The organism is Paenibacillus sp. FJAT-27812 (genome assembly GCF_001273905.1).
Classification (GTDB): domain Bacteria; phylum Bacillota; class Bacilli; order Paenibacillales; family Paenibacillaceae; genus Pristimantibacillus.
Window position 1 is genome coordinate 3,506,907 of record NZ_LIGH01000001.1, and the last position, 17,709, is coordinate 3,524,615.

Sequence of the window (17,709 nt, forward strand, 5' to 3'; positions counted from 1 at the left end):
GCGTACGCGAACAGGACGACACCGTTTTTTAGGCTGTGGCTTAGCGCTTTCGAAGGACAAAAAATTCGCATTCCTTACGGTTGTGATAGGCAATATCACTGACTCCTGACTGAGTCACGATGATGCTATCGTCAAAGCGTACGACCAGCGAGCTGGAATCGATAAGCTGATTGTCCTGAAAAACGCGGATGCGCTGCTGCTGCTCGATAACCTCTTCAAAATCCTGATCGGTGCTCAGTCGTCGGTTTATGGCCATAGGTAAACTCCTTCAATACGGAAAATGATTTCTTATAGTCTATCCCATGTCTATTGGAGTTGCAAAGTCCTCTTTGTTCGTTTGGCTGTAGCTATGTTACATTGTAGTCACGAGAGCCGAATGGCCAGAAGGAGACCATTATGTCGATACGCGTACGCTTGCTGCTGTCCTACACCTTTATTTTAATCGTTACGATCGTATTGTTTCTTGCTGCTGCGCTGCTTTTTGTGGTGGCGATCACGGGCGATGTGCGAAGCGTAAAGGACTTTTACAACATTCATTATTCCGTTAATCCGTTGTCCGGGCAGGAGGAGACGATCTTTCTTGATCTGAAGTATTTGGCCAAAAATGAACCGGATGCGCTGCTCGATAAGACGCTGCTTGACGAATATAATTATAAGCTTCGCGCTGTGCAAGCGGAGCTGTTCATACGTAAGGAGGATAAACAGGTCTACTCCTCTCTATCCGTCAAGCAGCCGAAGCTCATTACGTATCTGCCTGGCTATGAGATGGAAAATAATGCGATCCGCAGCACGCTGCAAATCGGGGATCACTTTTACGGCTATGCCAAATTTGATTTTTATTTTCCTGATCGGACGAGGGGCAGCATGTATGTTATCCGGGAGCGCAGTCCGTTCGCCGAGGTTATCCGCACGCTGCTGCCGATCATCCTTGGGGTGCTTTTCTTCGTCCTGCTATTGATGAATATGCTGCTGTACTTCGTATTCACGCGCAGTATCATTAAGCCGCTTGATCTGCTTCGGAAGTCGACGGAGCGAATCAAGGAAGGCAATTTGGAGTTCGAGCTGCGCGCGGAAGGCAATGATGAAATTACCCGCTTAAGCGAAGCGTTCGAGGATATGCGCATGAAGCTGAAGCAGTCCGTCGAGAAGCAGCTGCAGTACGAGCAAAATCGCAAGGAGCTTATCGCGAATATTACCCATGATTTGAAAACGCCGATCACCTCCATCAAAGCGAGCATCGAAGGCATTCGGGATGGCGTTCCGGATACGAAGCAGAAGATGGATCGTTATGTGAATACGATTTTGACGAAGGCCGACGATATGGATCAATTGATTGATGAGCTGTTTCTTTATTCGAAGCTTGATTTAAAGCAGCTGCCGTTCACGTTTGAGGCGATCAGCATCGGGCATTTCATAGAGGACTACGCCGAGGATTTGCACTATGATATGCAGGATATCGGCATTGAGCTGGAATGGAGCATGGATCATGCTGCTTCTTCCGTAGTGCTTGCCGACCGCGATAAGCTGAAGCGCGTTTTGACCAATATTATTGATAATTGCGTGAAATATATGGCGTCTGAGCCCAAAAAAATCAGGATTGATTTGAAAGTGGAAAATGGCTTTGTCCGGCTGTCGATTCACGACAACGGCCCGGGCATATCGGAGGAAGCGGTTCCGTTTATATTTGAACGGTTCTTCCGGGAGGATCTGTCGCGCAGCCGGCAATCCGGCGGAAGCGGCCTCGGACTCGCGATAACGAAACAAATTATTGAAGGCCACAGCGGCACGATTCAAGCCGAGAGCAAGCTTGGAGCAGGGACCACGATTATTATCAGGCTGCCGCTCGCTCAGGACATTGGAGGACGATCATGACGAAAATACTCATCATCGAAGATGAAGCTTCTATAGCTGAGGTGGAGAAGGATTATTTTGAGCTGCATGGTTTTGCGGCGGATATTTGCTTGACTGGAACGGAAGGACTGCGTGCCGCGATGAACGTCGAATATGAATTGATCGTGCTCGATTTGCAGCTTCCGGGGATGGATGGCTACGAGCTTTGCCGCCAAATACGAGCGGTGAAGGAAGTTCCGATTCTAATCGTATCCGCCAAGAAAGAGGAGATCGATAAGATTCGCGGCCTTAGCCTCGGTGCGGATGATTACATTACGAAGCCGTTTAGCCCTAGCGAGCTGGTTGCCCGCGCGAAGGCGCATTTGCAGCGCTATCAGCGCCTGATGGGCAAGCGTGAGGCTAAAGCTTCGGATAAGATTCGGATTCGCGGCTTGGTGATCGATTCCTCCTCGCGCAGGGTGTACGTTAACGATCAAGAGGTGCAGTTTACGACGAAGGAGTTCGACCTGCTCACGTTTCTAGCTTTAAATCCGAATCATGTATTCAGCAAGCAGGAGCTTTTCGAGCAGCTGTGGGGAATGGATTCGCTTGGCGAGATTGCAACGGTAACCGTTCATATACGCAGGCTTAGAGAGAAGATCGAAGCGGACCCGTCCAATCCGCAATATATAGATACGATATGGGGCGCAGGCTATCGTCTGACCGTTTAGCGCAAATAATTAGCATTGTTTCAGAAAAGTTTCGGCGCCGTTTATCTTTTGTTAATGTTTTGTTTGCAGGAGGTTTAGGATTGTCCTTTATCATGGGGTTAAGTTAAGGAACAGCACTCATGAGGAGGAAACAATAATGAATTTCGTTTCGAATAAAATGGCAGCAATCGTATTGGCAGCTGCAATTGGCGCTTCGGCAGCGGTGGCAGGACCTGTTAACGTGTTAGCAAACAGCAGCGTACAAGTTAAGGCGGCCGCAGGCTTTCAGGATATCAAGGATGCCGGGGCATCGTTGGCAGCGATTCAAGAGCTMGTGAAGCAAGGCGTATTGAACGGTTACGGAAACGGCTTGCTGAAGCCAAATGCGCCGGTAACGCGCGCTGAGCTTGCGAAGCTCGTCGTAACTGGTCTTGGACTTACGATAAACAAGGAACAGCCGGCAGGCGTAACTGACTTAGCTGCAGGCAAATGGTATTTCGACTATGCGGCGACTTTAGTTAATATGGGCGTTATGCAGGCAGATGGCGGACAGATGAAGCCAAATGCGCTGGTAACCGAGACTGAGCTGACGAATGTTGTCTCCAAGGCGCTTGGCCGTGATGCCGCTTCCATGAAGCACTGGGCGCAAGCCGTGAATGCGAAGCCGGAAACGATCACGCGCGGCGAGCTGGCTCAGCTTGTCGTAACCTCGCAAAAGGCGAAGCCTTCTGCCGATGCCAAAGTCGTGCAGGCAAAATCATTGAATACCATTACGCTAGAGGTTACATTCTCGGAGCCGTTAACAGCTGAGGATGCTGCGCTTGATCAGGCGCTCAAAAACTTCAGCTTCGATAACGGGCTTTCGATGCAGAACGTGCCGCAGCTCAAAACCGGCTCCATCTCCACGTATATTGTGCCTACAACGCCTCAGAAGGCAGGTACGGTTTACGAGCTAACCTATAAAGGAGAAGCTGCGGCAACGGTAACCGGAAGCGGAGAAAAAATAGAAATGAGCAGCGTCGGACAGGTTTCATACGATACATTCGAGGTGGAATCGGAGCTGTCTAAAGGCATTACGGATTACGGCAACGTCATTTCAGCTTACTCCGTTGGCCGGGCGGCAACGGCCTTCATTCTTGATGAAAACAATAGCTACAACGGCAAAACCTATGAAATTATATCTTCCATGCGCGCCAAGCAGGTGACGATTACGCCGGAGGGCGGAGCGCCGATGACAGCGGCATACGTCTTGTTCACACAAGCGACAGACGGACGCCAAGCGCCGAAGTTCCGTCTGCCAGCAGGTGAAGTTCTAAAGCCGGGCGTCAACTATAGGGTAACCTCGGAATGGGCAAATATCGCGAGCAGCACGTTTGTCGCGAAGGAGATTGCGCCGCTTGAGATGCAATCGGCCAAGGCGCTGAACGAGACCTCGCTTGAGCTTACGCTAAAAGCAGATCCGAAGGATGAGCTGTTTGCGGTACGCAGCATCGAATTGACCGGAGCGGACGGAAGCAAGCTGACGGCGACCTACAAGCTGACATCGCGCAAAGGGGCAACAGGCGTTTTTGACCTGGCAAATGGCGGCAAGCTGGCTGCCGGCATGACGTACAAAGTTAGCGCGGTTTCTCCTTGGGCAGTTGGAGACGAGATTACTGTAACGCTTGCGAAGTAATAATGAAGCAAGCTGGATAACAAGAAAGAGGGGATAAGCCGAATGGGGCTTATCCTCTCTTGTTGTTGATGGGCGGCATCCCATCCCGATTTCCGTTTTCCTGATCAGGGTAAGGTCGTCTTCTTTTTTGGCCGAGTATGGCATAAGTATGGGTAAGAGAAGCGGGCAGGATGATGCGGGAGGGGATCGGATTGGCGAAATGGGGGAGGAGAGGCTGGCGGTTCAGACCTTTTGGCGGGAGCCGGATGCAGCTGTGGTCAGGCCGTCCATCCTCAAAGGTAAGAACGGTCAGCTGGGGAAGCCGCGGCAGCTCGGCCTCGTCACGCTCCACGCCGAAAAAATGGGGCTCGGGAGCAAGCACATCCTCACCCAAATGGGGAGTGCGACCAAGCGCAAGCGGCGGAAAATGGGGAACTCGGCGCAAAGCGCTGCGATTTGGAAGCGGTGTGCGAAGCAAGAGCAGCGACACGGGAGGCAGCTGGGGCACAAATCCAACAAGACCCCGGATAAGGCGCCGTACAATCGTCATTATTACACTTGTCGTGATGATGGTTTTTTCGATACAGTCCTTCGTATATATTGAACGGAACTTACGTCCGCCGCTTATGAATATCGCGAAGATTCGGGTCAAGCAGGTCGCAACGCAGGCGATTAACAAAGCCATAACGGAGCAGGTTGCGACAAGGTCGGATACCGATAAGCTGATTGACTGGAAAATGAACAGCAACGGTAAAATCTCGGGATTCATGCTGAATTACGCCGAGCATATGAGCATTACTTCGCAAACGATCAACACCGTTCAAAAGACCTTAAACGAGATGAAGGATATCCCTGAGCATATTCCGATCGGGCATGCGCTGAACAGTGCGATCATTTCCTCTTACGGGCCTAGAGTGCCGGTTAAATTCGAGCCGGTAGGCGCCGTAAAGGTTGATCTTAGCACGCGTCAGAAGGACGCCGGCATCAATATGATTTTAGTGGAAGTCTATATACGGATCATTGCGGAGGTTACGATTATTATCCCGTTTGATACCGAGCCGGAAATCGTGGAGACCGATATCCCGATTTCGTATCTGCTCGTGGTCGGCGATGTGCCTATGTACTATTATGACAATACCGGCAAGCCGGTTGGCGAATCTGCCGCGCAAGCGCCTAACATATCCGTTCCGCTTGGCCAAGGCACAGGAAGCGGCGTGACGGCAAATCCTCAAAATAACGGTAATGCCGAATCCTCTAATGAGGGAGGCACGAACTCGGGAGCGTCAACGGAAGGATCAACGGAGGAATCAGGCGGCTCGAACGCACAAAACAAGTCTTCAAACCATCCGGGCAATGCTTCCACAGAGTAGCCCCATAATTAAAACGACTTTATTGTCCTCTGCATAAGAAGACGATAAAGTCGTTTTTTTTGTAAAGCCGTATGCTGCATTAATTGCCGGCACGAATTCGTTTACGCTCCGCTTGCTCCCACCGGCGCAGCATGGGATAGGGGTCGAACGACCACTCAATGAGGCCGCGGTCGCTGTATACGCCATAGTGGAGATGCGGGGGAAATTTGCCAGAGGTTCCCGGCTTGCCGTACCCGGAGCTGCCGACCCAGCCTACGACCTGACCGGGTTTGACCACATCGCCGATATTGACGGTTTTGTCGTAGCCGGACAGATGCGCGTAATAATGGTAAAAGTTGTTCAGGTCACGAATGCCGATACGCCAGCCCCCGTAAGGATTCCAGCCCTTTACTTCAACGATGCCGTAGCAGGTGCTTCGGACAGGAGTGCCATGATTGGCGAAAATATCGGTTCCCTCATGGGTTCGTCTTCCCCCCCAGCTTCGGCCGGTTCCCCAGGTGCTGTTATAGGCATAGTTGTTGCCTACCGGGAGGGGAAAGGCGTGCTCGAATAGGTCAAGATTTCCAAACGCTGCATAAATGCGGGCAAACTGCTGAATGCGCTGTACAGAACGATTATTTTGATAATATTCCCAAAGTCCGATTGCAAAGTCATCCTCTGAGACTCCATAGGAAGCAACGCGTCTTACAAGCGAGTAGAGCAAATCAACATCGCTCGTTCGCTCGGCTTGGCCGTTGCCGTCTCCATCTTGCCCGATACCGTTAAAGAAACGAATCGAGGCAGGCGAGCTGTCCTCTGTATTTGGATTAAGCGGGCCGACCCAGTTCTCTTGATCGATAAATACGCCTACGGTGCTGCCAAGCATTGGACGAGCCTTGGGCCGAACCTTAGACATGGACCGCTCATACTGATCGATTGCCGCAATCCAGTTCCATGGAATTTCGGTAAACAAACTTAATTTTTCATACAAGCCTCTCCTAGCCGGAAGAGGATCGGGTTCGGCTGCTGCCGCTTGCTCATTTTCCGCCTGATTCTGCGGTTTGGTGGCTGATGATGCTTTTGCCTGATGACCGCCAGGGAAGACAATGAGCATGGAAGCAGCAGTTATGGCTGCGACAATAGAAATAGTCAGTTTCAAACGTCTCACCCTTCCAAAAGCATGACGGATATGACGTTATAATTTGCAAATCATTGGTTTTTATTCGTTCAGGGCGATATATGAGCTTGTTTATTTAATTTTGAGTGTGCAGCGAGATGCTGGAGGGATGGTCCTCTGAAGCGGGCGTACAGCCTTTTAACGTTCCATAGCCAGGAGAATCAGGAATGAAGTCGTAAACACAAATTTCTATCCGCACTTGATATTGTGATCGTAAGGAAACGAATAGCTGAGAAAGTGCTTTTTTTTTTCGAAACATGTTATAATAACCCCATGAGTTTACGAATTATAAATGAACTTGAAAGCAGGTAAACCCCATGAAACAGCAAGAAACACTTAAAAAGCCGGATTGGCTTCGAATAAAATTAGCGACAGACGGCAACTTTGCCGAAATTAAAAATATGATGCGCTCCAAGACATTACATACTGTATGCGAGGAAGCGCGCTGTCCAAACATCTATGAGTGCTGGGCTAACCGCACGGCTACCTTTATGATTTTGGGCGATATTTGTACGCGTGCCTGCCGGTTCTGCGCAGTTAAGACCGGCATGCCGACCGAACTTGATTTGGACGAACCAGAACGCGTCGCGGAAGCTGCGGAGCAAATGGGTCTGCAGCACTGCGTAGTTACTTCGGTAGCGCGCGATGATCTTAAGGATGGCGGAGCTTCTATTTTTGCCGCTACAGTACATGCGATTCGCAAACGGATGCCGTTTTGCCGCGTAGAGGTGCTTATTCCTGATTTCCTAGGCAATAAAGACGCGCTTCAAATTGTAATGAATGCTAATCCGGACATACTGAATCATAACGTAGAAACAGTGGAGAGGCTTTCGGATCGCGTTCGCGCGAGAGCGAAATACAGCCGTACGATGGAGCTTCTAAAACGGGCAAAAGAAATGAATCCGAAAATTCCAACCAAATCAAGCATCATGCTTGGCGTGGGCGAGGAATGGGATGAAATTTTGCAGACGATGGATGATCTTCGCGCCAACGACGTCAATATTTTGACATTAGGTCAATATTTGCAGCCAACGCCTAAGCATATGCCGATCGTACGTTATGTCCACCCAGATGAATTTGCAAAATTAAAAGAAGAAGGGCTGAAGCGCGGTTTCAGACACGTAGAATCCGCACCGCTAGTACGCAGCTCTTACCATGCGCATGAGCAAACCGATTCGGCACACGCAGCGATTGCTGCAGAAACCGTAGAAGCGGGATTTGACCGGGAGATTTCCTCCGGTGCTTGCTCGAGCAGTATGTAACTGACGCTCAAGATGAGGTGGAGAACATGGCTTTAATTCATATCGGCGGAAAATCATACGAAATTGTTCAAGAAAATCGAAACGGCTGGAATCCAGAAGCTTTTCGCGATCGGTACAGCGAGGTGCTCGAGCGCTACGATTTTATCGTAGGCGACTGGGGTTATAGCCAGCTTAGGCTGAAGGGCTTTTTCCGCGATAATCATCAGAAGGCTACGAAGGAGAGCAATCTCTCCGGCATGCCGGATTATATTAATGAATATTGCAATTTTGGCTGCGCTTATTTCATTCTCGAAAAAACGCAAAGCACAAAGCGGGAGCCAGACGATTATGATTTGGACGCGGACGATCAGCGGCCTCGTATAGAAGCTGCAGATCTGCTTGCTGCAGCAGCTGGTTTAGTAGAGGTTTCCGAGGGCGCGGATGCAGACGATGATGAGGTTGCAAGCGCGAAGGAAGCTGTTTCTGCGCCATCGCATGAAAGACATAATCGGAACCATACCCACAGCCGAGAAAATCGCCATAGAAGCTCTAACCGCAGCAATAATAATGAAAGCAAATCCGGCAGCGACAGCTCGACTGCCGGCGAAGGCCGAAATAGCGGTGAACAACAAGGCGGCAAGCGTGAGCAACAGCAGCAGCGCAAGGGCGGATTTAAGGGCAACGACAATCGTGGCAAAAAACCGTTCCGTCTTGCAGCCAGTGAAACAGCGGCCGCTTCCACCGAAACGAGCCGACCAAACAAAAAAGACACGGAGCGCCTGTAACAGGCGCTGTCGTGTCTTTTTTTGTTTGTTTGGTTTTACCGGCTTACCGTACGTCGTACCCGAGGAAAGCCTCGCGGACCCGGTTCCAGAAAGGAAAAGGGCGATACCGGGCAAAGCTGACCTTTCGGCTGGACACGCTGCAGCGGATCGAGCGGATGTCGCTGCGCATGATGCTGATATGATCAATGGTGAGCTGCAGCCGCTGTTCTTTTTTGGAGATGATATCGCAATGATGATGCTGCGGCAGCAGTACCGAAGAGCCAAGCGTACGATAAACGCGATTGTTGATCGATGCGATTTCTGCGATTTGCAAAGATTCAATGGACGGATGAACGATGGCTCCGCCTAAGCTTTTGTTATACGCGGTGCTGCCCGAAGGGGTGGAGATTACGATACCGTCACCTCGGAACATTTCGAACATTTCGTCATTGATATTAATTTGGGCAACCAAAGTTCCGTCGACACCTTTGAGGGTGAACTCATTTAATGATAAGTAATGACGGGATTCAGTCGGCGTCTCAAGCTCGATCTCGGCAAGCGGGTATCTTACTATTCTAGGTGTTTCCTCGGCCATCATAGCAACTAGATCCTCAAGCTCGTCTGCCTGCCAATCGGCATAGAAGCCGAGATGTCCGGTGTGTATGCCAACAAACGCAACATTCGTAATTTGATCGACATATTTATGAAAAGCCAGCAGAAGCGTACCGTCTCCACCGATGGAAATGACGATTTCTGGCGTTTCATCGTTTCGCTTGAAGCCGCGCTCAGCAGCTAGGGTGTGAAATTTCTCCGCTAACGATTTGGATAAAGCATCGCCTCGATCAATAACCGCATACTTCAAAGGTAAATCTCCTTCCGATCTCCATAGTACTTAAGATGATAAAGGAAATTGCCTTTAAATTCAATGAGTCGCGGCGCTGTCATAAAGCATTGCGGCGAATTAAGGGGCCATCCAGCCCCAAAGCAAGTAGACAAGCGCCATGGCGATAAATCCATGGAGCAATCTGGCGAGCATCAAGGGACGGTAGCGCATATCCGTTTTGCTCAGCAGGCTCGCGATTTGAGCGTGGACCGATATGCCGCCCCAAGACAACACCCAGGCAGCAATTGCGGCTTGGTGCATGAGCCCTGTACCGGCTGTTCCGGCAGCCCGCGCGCCGAGCGTCACCTCGAACAAGCCGTATATGCCGGCATCCGCCAGCTTCTCCGGCAATCCGATTGCGTTGAATAAATAACGGAGCGCCTCAATCATCGCCTCAACGATCCCCGCATGCGTCAGCATCTCCATGACGACGGAGAAAAAGACGACCAGGCCGCCCACGACAATCATAAGCTTAAGCGCTGACTGGATGGCATCCTGCAGCAGCCTTCCGAGTCCGCGCCCGTCAAGCAAGCGTGCATCATGCATCGCTTTGAGCGCTTCGGCGATTCGCGAAGGTCGGCGTTTTCTTGCTTCGCCAGCGACAGCCCGATTTTTATCGACAGAGGAAGGCGGTGCATGACGGTCGTGGAATCGCATGAGGAGGCCGATAATAAGCCCTCCGCCATAATGGGCTGCTGCCAGCACAGGCGCGAGCGCTACATTTTGGAAGAAACCGATCGATACGGCTCCTATTAGAAAAATAGGGTCAGATGTCGTTGTAAAAGCGACAAGCCGCTCTCCTTCTGCACGATTGACGAGCCGCTGCTCCCACAGCTGAGCCGTTAGCCTTGCCCCTACTGGATATCCGGATATATAACCCATCGTGATGACGAAGCCGCCAATGCCGGGAAGCCGAAATAAAGGTCTCATTAACGGATCGAGCAGTTTACCGAAGAAATGCACGATACCGATGCCGAGCAGCAGCTCCGAAATGACGAAGAAAGGAAATAATGCCGGGAAAAGCACCTGCCACCAGATCGAGAGCCCCCGCAAGGAGGAATGCAGCGTTTCTGTCGGAAAGACGGTCATTAGAAGCACGATAAGAAGAGCGCCAAAGGCGGTAATGGATAACGGATGGACGAACGAGCGCAGCAATAAGACCGCCTCCTGCTATTGTTTGGATGGCATTTATGCAGCAGAATGTAGATGATGTACAAACCCCTCCTACACGTATATGTCGGAACTGGGACATCCATCACTTGAACGAAATTAAAAATAATTAGGAAACCTAAAGAAAACGCTTCCAAAAAGCTGGATTCCTTTTTTTTTTATGGTACAATGGAATTACCTTTGAAATGGTTGGAGTGATGAGTATGAGTATAATCGCTGGCATCTTGGTATGTGCTTTCGTCTATGTCATTCGAGAATCTCTTACAGCGCCTGGGGAAGAAGACTATGAGGGTTAATAGGTAATAAGTTCTATATGACTAGGTCCGCATGGATGCGATGCGGGCTTTTTTTTGTTCCCTGGAAAATTATTTATATGATATAATACTAAATACCTACAAGGTGGAGATGAAATTGACGATGAATAGGAATATAAGCCTTTATGAAGCGTTAGGCGGGGCTGAGACTTTAAGGCTAATTGTGGAATCATTTTATCCGAAGGTACAAACCCATCCATTAATTGGGCCTTTGTTCCCGCAAGACATTGATCCAGTTATTGAGAAGCAATATTTATTTTTGACCCAGTTCTTTGGAGGCCCATCTTTATACTCAGACGAGTATGGACATCCGATGATGCGCGCAAGACATTTGCCCTTCCCTATTACCCCGGAGCGTGCGCTAGCATGGCTTGACTGCATGCGCAGAGCGCTGCAAGAGGTAGGAATAGATGAAGAGCTTCAAATAATCGTTATCGACAGACTATCCGGACCAGCACATCATTTTGTTAACACATCTGAAGAGGAGACGTGATCGTATGGAACCACTATACCAATCAAAAATCGAATGCATCTGCTGTGAAAATACGTTTATGACATCGCGAGTTAGACCTAGCTTCAAAAGAGCGGCAAGAACGGACACTGACTTTTGCGGTTATTATAAATCTGAGGTAAATCCTGATTACTATGTCGTTAGGATTTGCCCGTATTGCGGCTTTGCATCGACTGAGAATGGTATGGGCCGGTTAAACGATCAACAAAAAAAGCAGTATCAAGATAAAATCGGCAAGCGTTGGCAAAAGCAAGAATACGGCGGCGAGCGCACTGCGAGTCAGGCGATGGCGAGCTACAAGCTCGCCCTGCTCTCCGCGCAAGCGATTGGCGAGAAGGATCGTGTGATTGCGGGGATTTTGCATCACATTGCTTGGTTGTACCGGTACGAAGCGAACCACAATGATGAGAAAAGGTTTCTTCGGTTTGCATTGCAGGCGTACATACGGGTTTATGAGGCAGAGGGCGTTGCGCTTAACAATGCAAAGCTCATGTATTTGATTGGGGAGCTGAGCCGTCGAATCGGGGAGTTAAACGATGCTGTTCGGTGGTTCTCCCGCGTAGTGAACGATAAGAAAATCGTCGATGCCGCGATGATTCGCGCAAGCCGCGAGCAATGGCAGCTTATCCGCGAGGATATGGAAGCCGGATCGAAAAGCGCATCCGGCGACACATCTCTAAGCGATAGCGATGCTTTGACTGAACAATCGATCTCTACTTCGGCTTAGTGAGTTTTCTTCCTAAGAACGCGGTCTGTCAGCAAGTAATCCCGGTCTGCGTCAACAAGGGTCACTTTATTGTGGCAGCAAGGAAAGACGAGCAGCCGCTTCATGCCGTCTTGAATGTCCTGCAGCTCTGCCGGCTTGACAGGGAGCAGCACATTTTCCGCTTGGCAGAAGGGACAGCTTGCTACGTAAAGATCACCCATTAGAATGTCATAAGGCCATGCTTTTTCGAACGGAATCATGATTTTTGATCGCTATCGGGTGCAGTGGGCGCATCGCTCTTAGCAAGCTCAGCCAGCTTCTGCAGCAAAATGTGACGAGGCATATGCATCAAATGCTCGATCGGCACGCCAAGCTGCTCGGAGAGCTTAATAGCTGTATCGGCCGAAATTTGCAACGGTTTAGACATGGTGTAATTCCTCCAATCTGGATATAATTAAGTTATACACCGCCGAGAAGGTTTGCGCAAATAAAACGCGGCCGCTTCTCGGCTTTTTTTATGGAAGAAAGGATGAAAGCAGATGAATAAGGGATACCCGCAAAGCTGGGATTTAGACGTATTTTATGAGGGAGGCTCAAGCTCGCCTGCTTTCTTGCAGGAGCTAAAGGGAATGGACGAGGACATTTCGAAGCTGGATGCTGCGCTTGCGAAGGAAGCGGACACGGCTGCATCCGACATCGCGTCGATGACAGAATTGCTGCAAAGCGTCTTAATCCGGCTTCGCCAATCGGAGTCATTCGTATCTTGTTTGCTCGCTCAAAATATTCGGGACTCCGCAGCCAGCGCACGCAACGACAATGTGAAAACATTATCCGCAAAGTTTCTAGGCGTACTGACCCGGTTCGATAATAGACTGCGCGGGTTCGATGACAATGAATGGTCTGCGCTGCTTGAGAACGAGAAGCTAGCCGAGGTTGCTTTCAACCTAAACGAACGACGGGAGCTTGCGAAGAAGAAGATGGCTCCTGAGCTGGAGGCGCTGGCAGAGGATTTGGCTGTAGACGGTTATCATGGCTGGGGCGACTATTATAATGTCATTGTGTCGCGCGCGAAATTTACCGATATCGGCAAGGACGGCGAGAAACATATTTTATCCGCAGGCCAAATGCAAAACCGTCTATCCGACGGGGATCGCGAGGTTCGCCAAACGGCATTCGCAGAATGGGAGCGCGAGTGGTCGGAGCAGGCTGACTTGTGCGCCGAGACGCTGAACCGGATATCAGGCTTTCGTTTGAAGCTGTATGAGAAGCGCGGCTGGGAATCGGTTCTGCAGGATCCTCTGCAAATTAACCGGATGAGCGAGGCAACGCTGCAGGCGATGTGGGCTGCGATTCAAGAGGGCAAGCAGGTGCTTGTTGCCTACCTAGAGCGCAAAGCAAAGCTGCTTGGCTTAGAAAAGCTTGACTGGCATGATGTAGAAGCGCCGATCGGCTCTGCAACAAAGACGATTCCATACGACGAAGCGGCTGCTTTTATCGTAGAGCAATTCCGAACGTTCAGCCCTGATCTTGCCGACTTCTCGGAGCTAGCGTTCCGCGAGGGATGGATAGAGGCCGAGGATCGTCCCGGCAAGCGTCCCGGCGGCTTCTGCACGTCGTTTCCGAAGAGCGGCCAAACCCGTATTTTCATGACTTTTTCGGGCACAGCTTCGAATATTTCTACGCTGGCGCATGAGCTAGGCCATGCTTATCACCAGCATGTGATGAACGACTTGCCGGCTTTGTCGCAAGAGTACGCGATGAATGTGGCGGAGACGGCATCTACTTTCGCAGAGCTAATCGTATCTGACCGTGCGTTTAATGCTGCCGTTGAACCTGAGGAGAAGCTTGGACTGCTTGAAGACAAAATTCAGCGTTCAGTGGCTTTCTTTATGAACATTCATGCTCGTTTCTTATTCGAGACACGGTTCTATGCGCGCCGCAAAGAGGGTCTAGTGTCTGTAGAAGAGCTGAACACATTGATGGAAGAAGCGCAGCGCGAAGCTTATTGCGATCTGCTAGGGGAGGTTCATCCCCATTTCTGGGCATCCAAAATGCATTTCTACTTTACGGACGTCCCTTTCTATAACTTCCCTTATACGTTCGGTTATTTATTCAGCGCGGGCATTTATGCGAAAGCGCTGAAGGAAGGCCCGGAGTTTAAGGATCAGTATGTCGCTTTGCTGCGAGATACCGGCCGGATGGGCGTCGAGCAGCTGGCTAAGGAGCATCTTGGCGTAAATGTGGAAGAGATCGATTTTTGGCGCGATGCGGTTGCATTGACTGCCATTGATGTGGGTCAGTTTATTGAAATGACGAACGAATAAGGTTAATGGATAAGATGAGCGGTCTGAGCTATAGATTATTTAAGGCTCGGACAGATAGAATTAGAAACGAGAAGACATCCACCGGACAGCCGGAGACAAGCGCAAGCCTATGTCTCTGGCTATTTTTTTTCGAACAATATTATAATAAGCATATCTGAAATTGTAGACCTATCATGGAGAGGCGGAATGAAATTGACAGAATTGAAGATCGATCAAGCGAGCGTAATCGGATTTATCGGGACAGGCATTATGGGGGAAAGCATGGCGGGACATTTGCTAGCCGCAGGTTATAAGGTGAACGTATACAATCGCACGAAGTCAAGAGCAGATAACTTGGTTTCAAGAGGTGCCGTATGGCAAGATACGCCCCAATTAGTTGCTGAGCAATCAGATGTAATCATTACGATGCTCGGCTATCCTGCCGACGTAGAAGAGGTTTACTTTGGAGAAGCGGGCTTATTGCAAAATGTTAAGCCGAATCGTCTGCTGATCGATATGACGACTTCAAGTCCATCGCTTGCTAAACGCATCGAGCAGGAGGCAAGTGAAAGAGGGCTTGCGGCGGTTGACGCTCCTGTATCTGGAGGGGATATCGGCGCCAAGGAGGCTAGGCTTTCGATTATGGCCGGCGGTACGGAGGAAGCCTTTGAAGCGGCCTTGCCGCTGTTTTTGCTTATGGGCAAAAATATCGTACATCAGGGAGCAGCGGGCTCCGGCCAATTTACGAAAATGTGCAATCAGATTGCGATCGCATCCAATATGATCGGTGTAAGCGAAGCGCTCGCATACGCGAAGCGTGCGGGATTGGAGCAGAGCAAGGTGCTAAAGAGCATCGAAGCTGGCGCGGCAGGCAGCTGGTCATTGTCGAATCTGGGTCCGCGCATCATAAACGGAGATTTTGCACCTGGGTTTTATGTGAAGCATTTCATGAAGGATATCAAAATTGCGATAGAATCGGCAGATGAACTCGGGCTGCCCTTGCCTGGCCTGGCTCTCGCACGCTCTTTATATGAGCAGGTTATTGCGAATGGAGAAGAGAACAACGGCACGCAAGCGTTGTACAAAGTGATATTCGGCGAATAAAACGACTATTTATTGTGCGTAATGCGTTAATATGATATATTATTTTTTCGAATAGTGGTACTATATAACTTAAATATGACTCATATAAAGGTAGGGGGAGAGTACGATTCAGTTATCCTCACGGCAATTGGAGCTTCTTGAGCTCGTGAAGAGGCATGCGCCGATTACCGGTGAACAGCTTGCGGAGTATCTAGGAGTCAGCAGGCCGACGCTGCGCTCGGATTTATCGCTGCTTGTCATGCTCGGACTGCTTGACGCGAAGCCAAAGGTCGGTTATTTCCTCGGCAACACCTATCGTTCGAGCAGCGAGCCTTTGCAGCAATTCAACAATATGAAGGTAAGAGAGGTGCAAGGGGTTCCCGTCAATGTGCCCGATTCTTTGTCCGTGCATGATGCCGTCATCACGCTGTTCACCGAGAATGCAGACACTCTTCTAGTCGTTAACGATCAGAAGCGGTTTGTTGGAATCGTAACGCCTAAGGATTTGCTCAAAATAACGCTAGGAAACGCTGGCGCTTCAGCCATCCCTGTCAGTATGGTGATGACCCGTTATCCGAATATTGTGACGCTAATGCCTGATGAATCCGTCATGGAAGCGGTACGCAAAATGTCGCTCCATCAGGTGGATTGTTTGCCGGTCATTGTTCCTCGCGAGGAGCATCCGGCTGATCCGGAAGTAACCGGCTGGGTGTCAAAGTCGAACATTATACGCCTGATGGCGGACATCGCGATGGATAGGGAATTGGGGGAGCCAGAGTTATGACACAGCAAATTATTTATGTATGCTCCGATGCTGTCGGCGAAACGGCGGAAGCGGTAGCCAAGGCTACGTTGCGCCAATTTTCATCGGAGCATGTGAAAATTAAACGTTACGGACATCTGAGGTCTGAGGATGAAATATTGCGTATTATTGCAGAAGCGCTTAGCACAGGCGGTTTCATCAGCTACACATTGGTACAACCGGAGCTTCGGGAGCTTATGAAGGAAGAGGCGCTAAGAGCCGGTGTACGAGCCGTAGATGTGATGGGGCCGATGATGCAGGCGTACGTGGATACATTCGGCAGCTTCCCTAAGCGGGAGCCGGGGCTGCTGCATTCGATTGACGATGCCTATCATCGCCGTATGGATGCTATCGAGTTTGCAGTTAAATACGATGACGGCAAGGATGCGCGGGGCTTTGTGCAGGCGCAGGTAGTCTTAATTGGCGTGTCGCGGACGTCGAAGACGCCGCTTAGCATATTTTTGTCACACAAAGGCATTAAGACGGCTAACCTGCCGCTTATGCCTGAGGTTAATCCGCCTGAAGAGCTAAAGCCTGCTCCCGGACGGCTGATCATTGGACTTACGATGCAAGCAGAGCATCTGCTTGAAATCCGTTCTGAACGATTGAAAACGCTGGGCCTTCCAGCATCCGCACAATATGCGACGAGAGAGCGAATTGAAGAAGAGCTTCAATATGCGGAATCCGTCATGAAATCATTAAATTGTCCCGTTATCGATGTCACGAATCGCGCAATTGAGGAAACAGCCGGAATTATAACTGAATGGCTTAACAAATAATTGGCTATACCGATAGAGACAAGGGGGAATCTTAATGGATAGAACGTTTGTAATGGTGAAGCCGGATGGATATGCTCGTGGTTTGGTTGGTCGTATTGTCAGTCGATTTGAAGAAAAGGGCTTTACACTCATAGATGCGAGGGTTATGCGGCTGTCAAGAGAGCATGCCGAGGAGCATTATGAGCATTTGCGCTCAAAGGTGTTTTTTGACGAATTGGTTGATTTTATCGTTTCAGGTCCTATTTTTGCGATGATCTGGGAAGGCAATGACGCGATCAAAAACGCGCGTGCGTTAATTGGCGCGACGAATCCGTCAGAAGCGCTTGCAGGGACGATCCGCGGTGATTTTGCGCTCGATGTAGCAAGCAATATTATTCACGGATCAGACTCTGCCGAGAATGCGGAACGTGAAATCAGCCGATTTTTCCGATAG

The 17,709-nt window shown here is 50.0% G+C and carries 19 protein-coding genes; 13 read left to right on the forward strand and 6 right to left on the reverse strand.

Annotated elements, in window-relative coordinates:
- Window positions 1-40 precede the first annotated feature (40 nt).
- Window positions 41-256: a hypothetical protein gene (locus ADU23_RS14735; RefSeq protein WP_053374415.1), complete on the reverse strand. Its 216-nt coding sequence runs from the start codon at window positions 254-256 to the stop codon at window positions 41-43.
- Between the two features lie 140 nt (window positions 257-396).
- Here ADU23_RS14735 and ADU23_RS14740 point away from each other — a divergent pair, with 140 nt between their 5' ends.
- From ADU23_RS14740 to yunB, 4 genes are all read left to right on the forward strand, one after another.
- Entirely contained in the window at window positions 397-1,872 is a 1,476-nt protein-coding gene (locus ADU23_RS14740; protein WP_053374416.1) for a sensor histidine kinase, read from the forward strand.
- Complete coding sequence (locus tag ADU23_RS14745; protein WP_053374417.1) at window positions 1,866-2,561, forward strand: response regulator transcription factor; 696 nt, start codon at window positions 1,866-1,868, stop codon at window positions 2,559-2,561. The genes ADU23_RS14740 and ADU23_RS14745 overlap by 7 nt, the downstream gene beginning before the upstream one ends.
- A gap of 136 nt (window positions 2,562-2,697) precedes the next feature.
- Window positions 2,698-4,215, forward strand: coding sequence for an S-layer homology domain-containing protein (locus tag ADU23_RS14750; RefSeq protein ID WP_053374418.1), 1,518 nt, complete (start codon window positions 2,698-2,700; stop codon window positions 4,213-4,215).
- A gap of 191 nt (window positions 4,216-4,406) precedes the next feature.
- Entirely contained in the window at window positions 4,407-5,564 is a 1,158-nt protein-coding gene (yunB, locus tag ADU23_RS14755) for a sporulation protein YunB (RefSeq protein WP_231637393.1), read from the forward strand.
- 79 nt (window positions 5,565-5,643) lie between these two features.
- Here the strand turns inward: yunB and ADU23_RS14760 are convergent, their stop codons facing one another.
- A complete protein-coding gene (locus ADU23_RS14760) occupies window positions 5,644-6,657 on the reverse strand; it encodes a M23 family metallopeptidase (RefSeq protein WP_082311295.1) in 1,014 nt (337 codons plus the stop codon).
- A gap of 380 nt (window positions 6,658-7,037) precedes the next feature.
- Between ADU23_RS14760 and lipA the strand changes: the two genes are divergently transcribed.
- Together lipA and ADU23_RS32140 are read left to right on the forward strand one after the other, a co-directional pair.
- Complete coding sequence (lipA, locus tag ADU23_RS14765; RefSeq protein ID WP_053374420.1) at window positions 7,038-7,982, forward strand: lipoyl synthase; 945 nt, start codon at window positions 7,038-7,040, stop codon at window positions 7,980-7,982.
- Window positions 7,983-8,008: 26 nt separating this feature from the next.
- On the forward strand, window positions 8,009-8,746 hold the full coding sequence (locus ADU23_RS32140) for a YutD family protein (protein WP_082311296.1): 738 nt from the start codon (window positions 8,009-8,011) through the stop codon (window positions 8,744-8,746).
- Between the two features lie 43 nt (window positions 8,747-8,789).
- Here ADU23_RS32140 and ADU23_RS14775 read toward each other — a convergent pair whose 3' ends face one another.
- Window positions 8,790-9,587: an NAD kinase gene (locus ADU23_RS14775; protein WP_053374421.1), complete on the reverse strand. Its 798-nt coding sequence runs from the start codon at window positions 9,585-9,587 to the stop codon at window positions 8,790-8,792.
- Between the two features lie 99 nt (window positions 9,588-9,686).
- The gene (gene ylbJ / locus ADU23_RS14780) at window positions 9,687-10,697 is read right to left on the reverse strand and encodes a sporulation integral membrane protein YlbJ (protein WP_442950652.1); all 1,011 of its coding nucleotides are present in this window, start codon (window positions 10,695-10,697) and stop codon (window positions 9,687-9,689) included.
- 498 nt (window positions 10,698-11,195) lie between these two features.
- Here ylbJ and ADU23_RS14785 point away from each other — a divergent pair, with 498 nt between their 5' ends.
- Together ADU23_RS14785 and ADU23_RS14790 are read left to right on the forward strand one after the other, a co-directional pair.
- Window positions 11,196-11,585: a globin domain-containing protein gene (locus ADU23_RS14785; protein ID WP_053374423.1), complete on the forward strand. Its 390-nt coding sequence runs from the start codon at window positions 11,196-11,198 to the stop codon at window positions 11,583-11,585.
- Window positions 11,586-11,589: 4 nt separating this feature from the next.
- Window positions 11,590-12,330, forward strand: coding sequence for a DUF2225 domain-containing protein (locus tag ADU23_RS14790; protein ID WP_157265793.1), 741 nt, complete (start codon window positions 11,590-11,592; stop codon window positions 12,328-12,330).
- On the opposite strand, the gene ADU23_RS14795 is transcribed toward ADU23_RS14790, so the two are convergent.
- Together ADU23_RS14795 and ADU23_RS32145 are read right to left on the reverse strand one after the other, a co-directional pair.
- On the reverse strand, window positions 12,327-12,569 hold the full coding sequence (locus ADU23_RS14795; protein ID WP_053374424.1) for a hypothetical protein: 243 nt from the start codon (window positions 12,567-12,569) through the stop codon (window positions 12,327-12,329). The two genes, ADU23_RS14790 and ADU23_RS14795, sit on opposite strands and share 4 nt — an antisense overlap.
- Entirely contained in the window at window positions 12,566-12,736 is a 171-nt protein-coding gene (locus tag ADU23_RS32145) for a YycC family protein (RefSeq protein WP_082311103.1), read from the reverse strand. Before ADU23_RS32145 ends, ADU23_RS14795 begins: the two co-directional genes overlap by 4 nt.
- Before the next feature lie 112 nt (window positions 12,737-12,848).
- On the opposite strand from ADU23_RS32145, the gene ADU23_RS14800 reads away from it, so the two are divergent.
- From ADU23_RS14800 to ndk, 5 genes are all read left to right on the forward strand, one after another.
- Complete coding sequence (locus ADU23_RS14800) at window positions 12,849-14,633, forward strand: M3 family oligoendopeptidase (RefSeq protein ID WP_053374425.1); 1,785 nt, start codon at window positions 12,849-12,851, stop codon at window positions 14,631-14,633.
- 186 nt (window positions 14,634-14,819) lie between these two features.
- Window positions 14,820-15,716, forward strand: coding sequence for an NAD(P)-dependent oxidoreductase (locus ADU23_RS14805; RefSeq protein ID WP_053374426.1), 897 nt, complete (start codon window positions 14,820-14,822; stop codon window positions 15,714-15,716).
- A 127-nt stretch (window positions 15,717-15,843) separates the two neighbouring features.
- Window positions 15,844-16,479, forward strand: coding sequence for a CBS domain-containing protein (locus tag ADU23_RS14810; protein ID WP_053374427.1), 636 nt, complete (start codon window positions 15,844-15,846; stop codon window positions 16,477-16,479).
- Window positions 16,476-17,276 (forward strand): pyruvate, water dikinase regulatory protein, encoded by an 801-nt coding sequence (locus ADU23_RS14815; RefSeq protein ID WP_053374428.1) that lies wholly within the window; start codon window positions 16,476-16,478, stop codon window positions 17,274-17,276. The genes ADU23_RS14810 and ADU23_RS14815 overlap by 4 nt, the downstream gene beginning before the upstream one ends.
- A gap of 34 nt (window positions 17,277-17,310) precedes the next feature.
- Window positions 17,311-17,709 carry a nucleoside-diphosphate kinase gene (gene ndk / locus ADU23_RS14820; protein WP_053374429.1) on the forward strand — a complete coding sequence of 133 codons (399 nt, stop codon included), beginning with the start codon at window positions 17,311-17,313 and terminating at the stop codon, window positions 17,707-17,709.

Excerpts from the sequence above, each read along its gene's own strand:
- ADU23_RS14735 (WP_053374415.1), bottom strand. The coding sequence starts at position 256 with ATGGCCATAAACCGACGACTGAGCACCGATCAGGATTTTGAAGAGGTT.
- ADU23_RS14740 (WP_053374416.1), top strand. The coding sequence starts at position 397 with ATGTCGATACGCGTACGCTTGCTGCTGTCCTACACCTTTATTTTAATC.
- ADU23_RS14760 (WP_082311295.1), bottom strand. The coding sequence starts at position 6,657 with ATGCTCATTGTCTTCCCTGGCGGTCATCAGGCAAAAGCATCATCAGCC.
- lipA (WP_053374420.1), top strand. The coding sequence starts at position 7,038 with ATGAAACAGCAAGAAACACTTAAAAAGCCGGATTGGCTTCGAATAAAA.
- ADU23_RS32140 (WP_082311296.1), top strand. The coding sequence starts at position 8,009 with ATGGCTTTAATTCATATCGGCGGAAAATCATACGAAATTGTTCAAGAA.
- ylbJ (WP_442950652.1), bottom strand. The coding sequence starts at position 10,697 with ATGACCGTCTTTCCGACAGAAACGCTGCATTCCTCCTTGCGGGGGCTC.
- ADU23_RS14785 (WP_053374423.1), top strand. The coding sequence starts at position 11,196 with ATGAATAGGAATATAAGCCTTTATGAAGCGTTAGGCGGGGCTGAGACT.
- ADU23_RS14790 (WP_157265793.1), top strand. The coding sequence starts at position 11,590 with ATGGAACCACTATACCAATCAAAAATCGAATGCATCTGCTGTGAAAAT.
- ADU23_RS14795 (WP_053374424.1), bottom strand. The coding sequence starts at position 12,569 with ATGATTCCGTTCGAAAAAGCATGGCCTTATGACATTCTAATGGGTGAT.
- ADU23_RS32145 (WP_082311103.1), bottom strand. The coding sequence starts at position 12,736 with ATGTCTAAACCGTTGCAAATTTCGGCCGATACAGCTATTAAGCTCTCC.
- ADU23_RS14800 (WP_053374425.1), top strand. The coding sequence starts at position 12,849 with ATGAATAAGGGATACCCGCAAAGCTGGGATTTAGACGTATTTTATGAG.
- ADU23_RS14805 (WP_053374426.1), top strand. The coding sequence starts at position 14,820 with ATGAAATTGACAGAATTGAAGATCGATCAAGCGAGCGTAATCGGATTT.
- ADU23_RS14815 (WP_053374428.1), top strand. The coding sequence starts at position 16,476 with ATGACACAGCAAATTATTTATGTATGCTCCGATGCTGTCGGCGAAACG.
- ndk (WP_053374429.1), top strand. The coding sequence starts at position 17,311 with ATGGATAGAACGTTTGTAATGGTGAAGCCGGATGGATATGCTCGTGGT.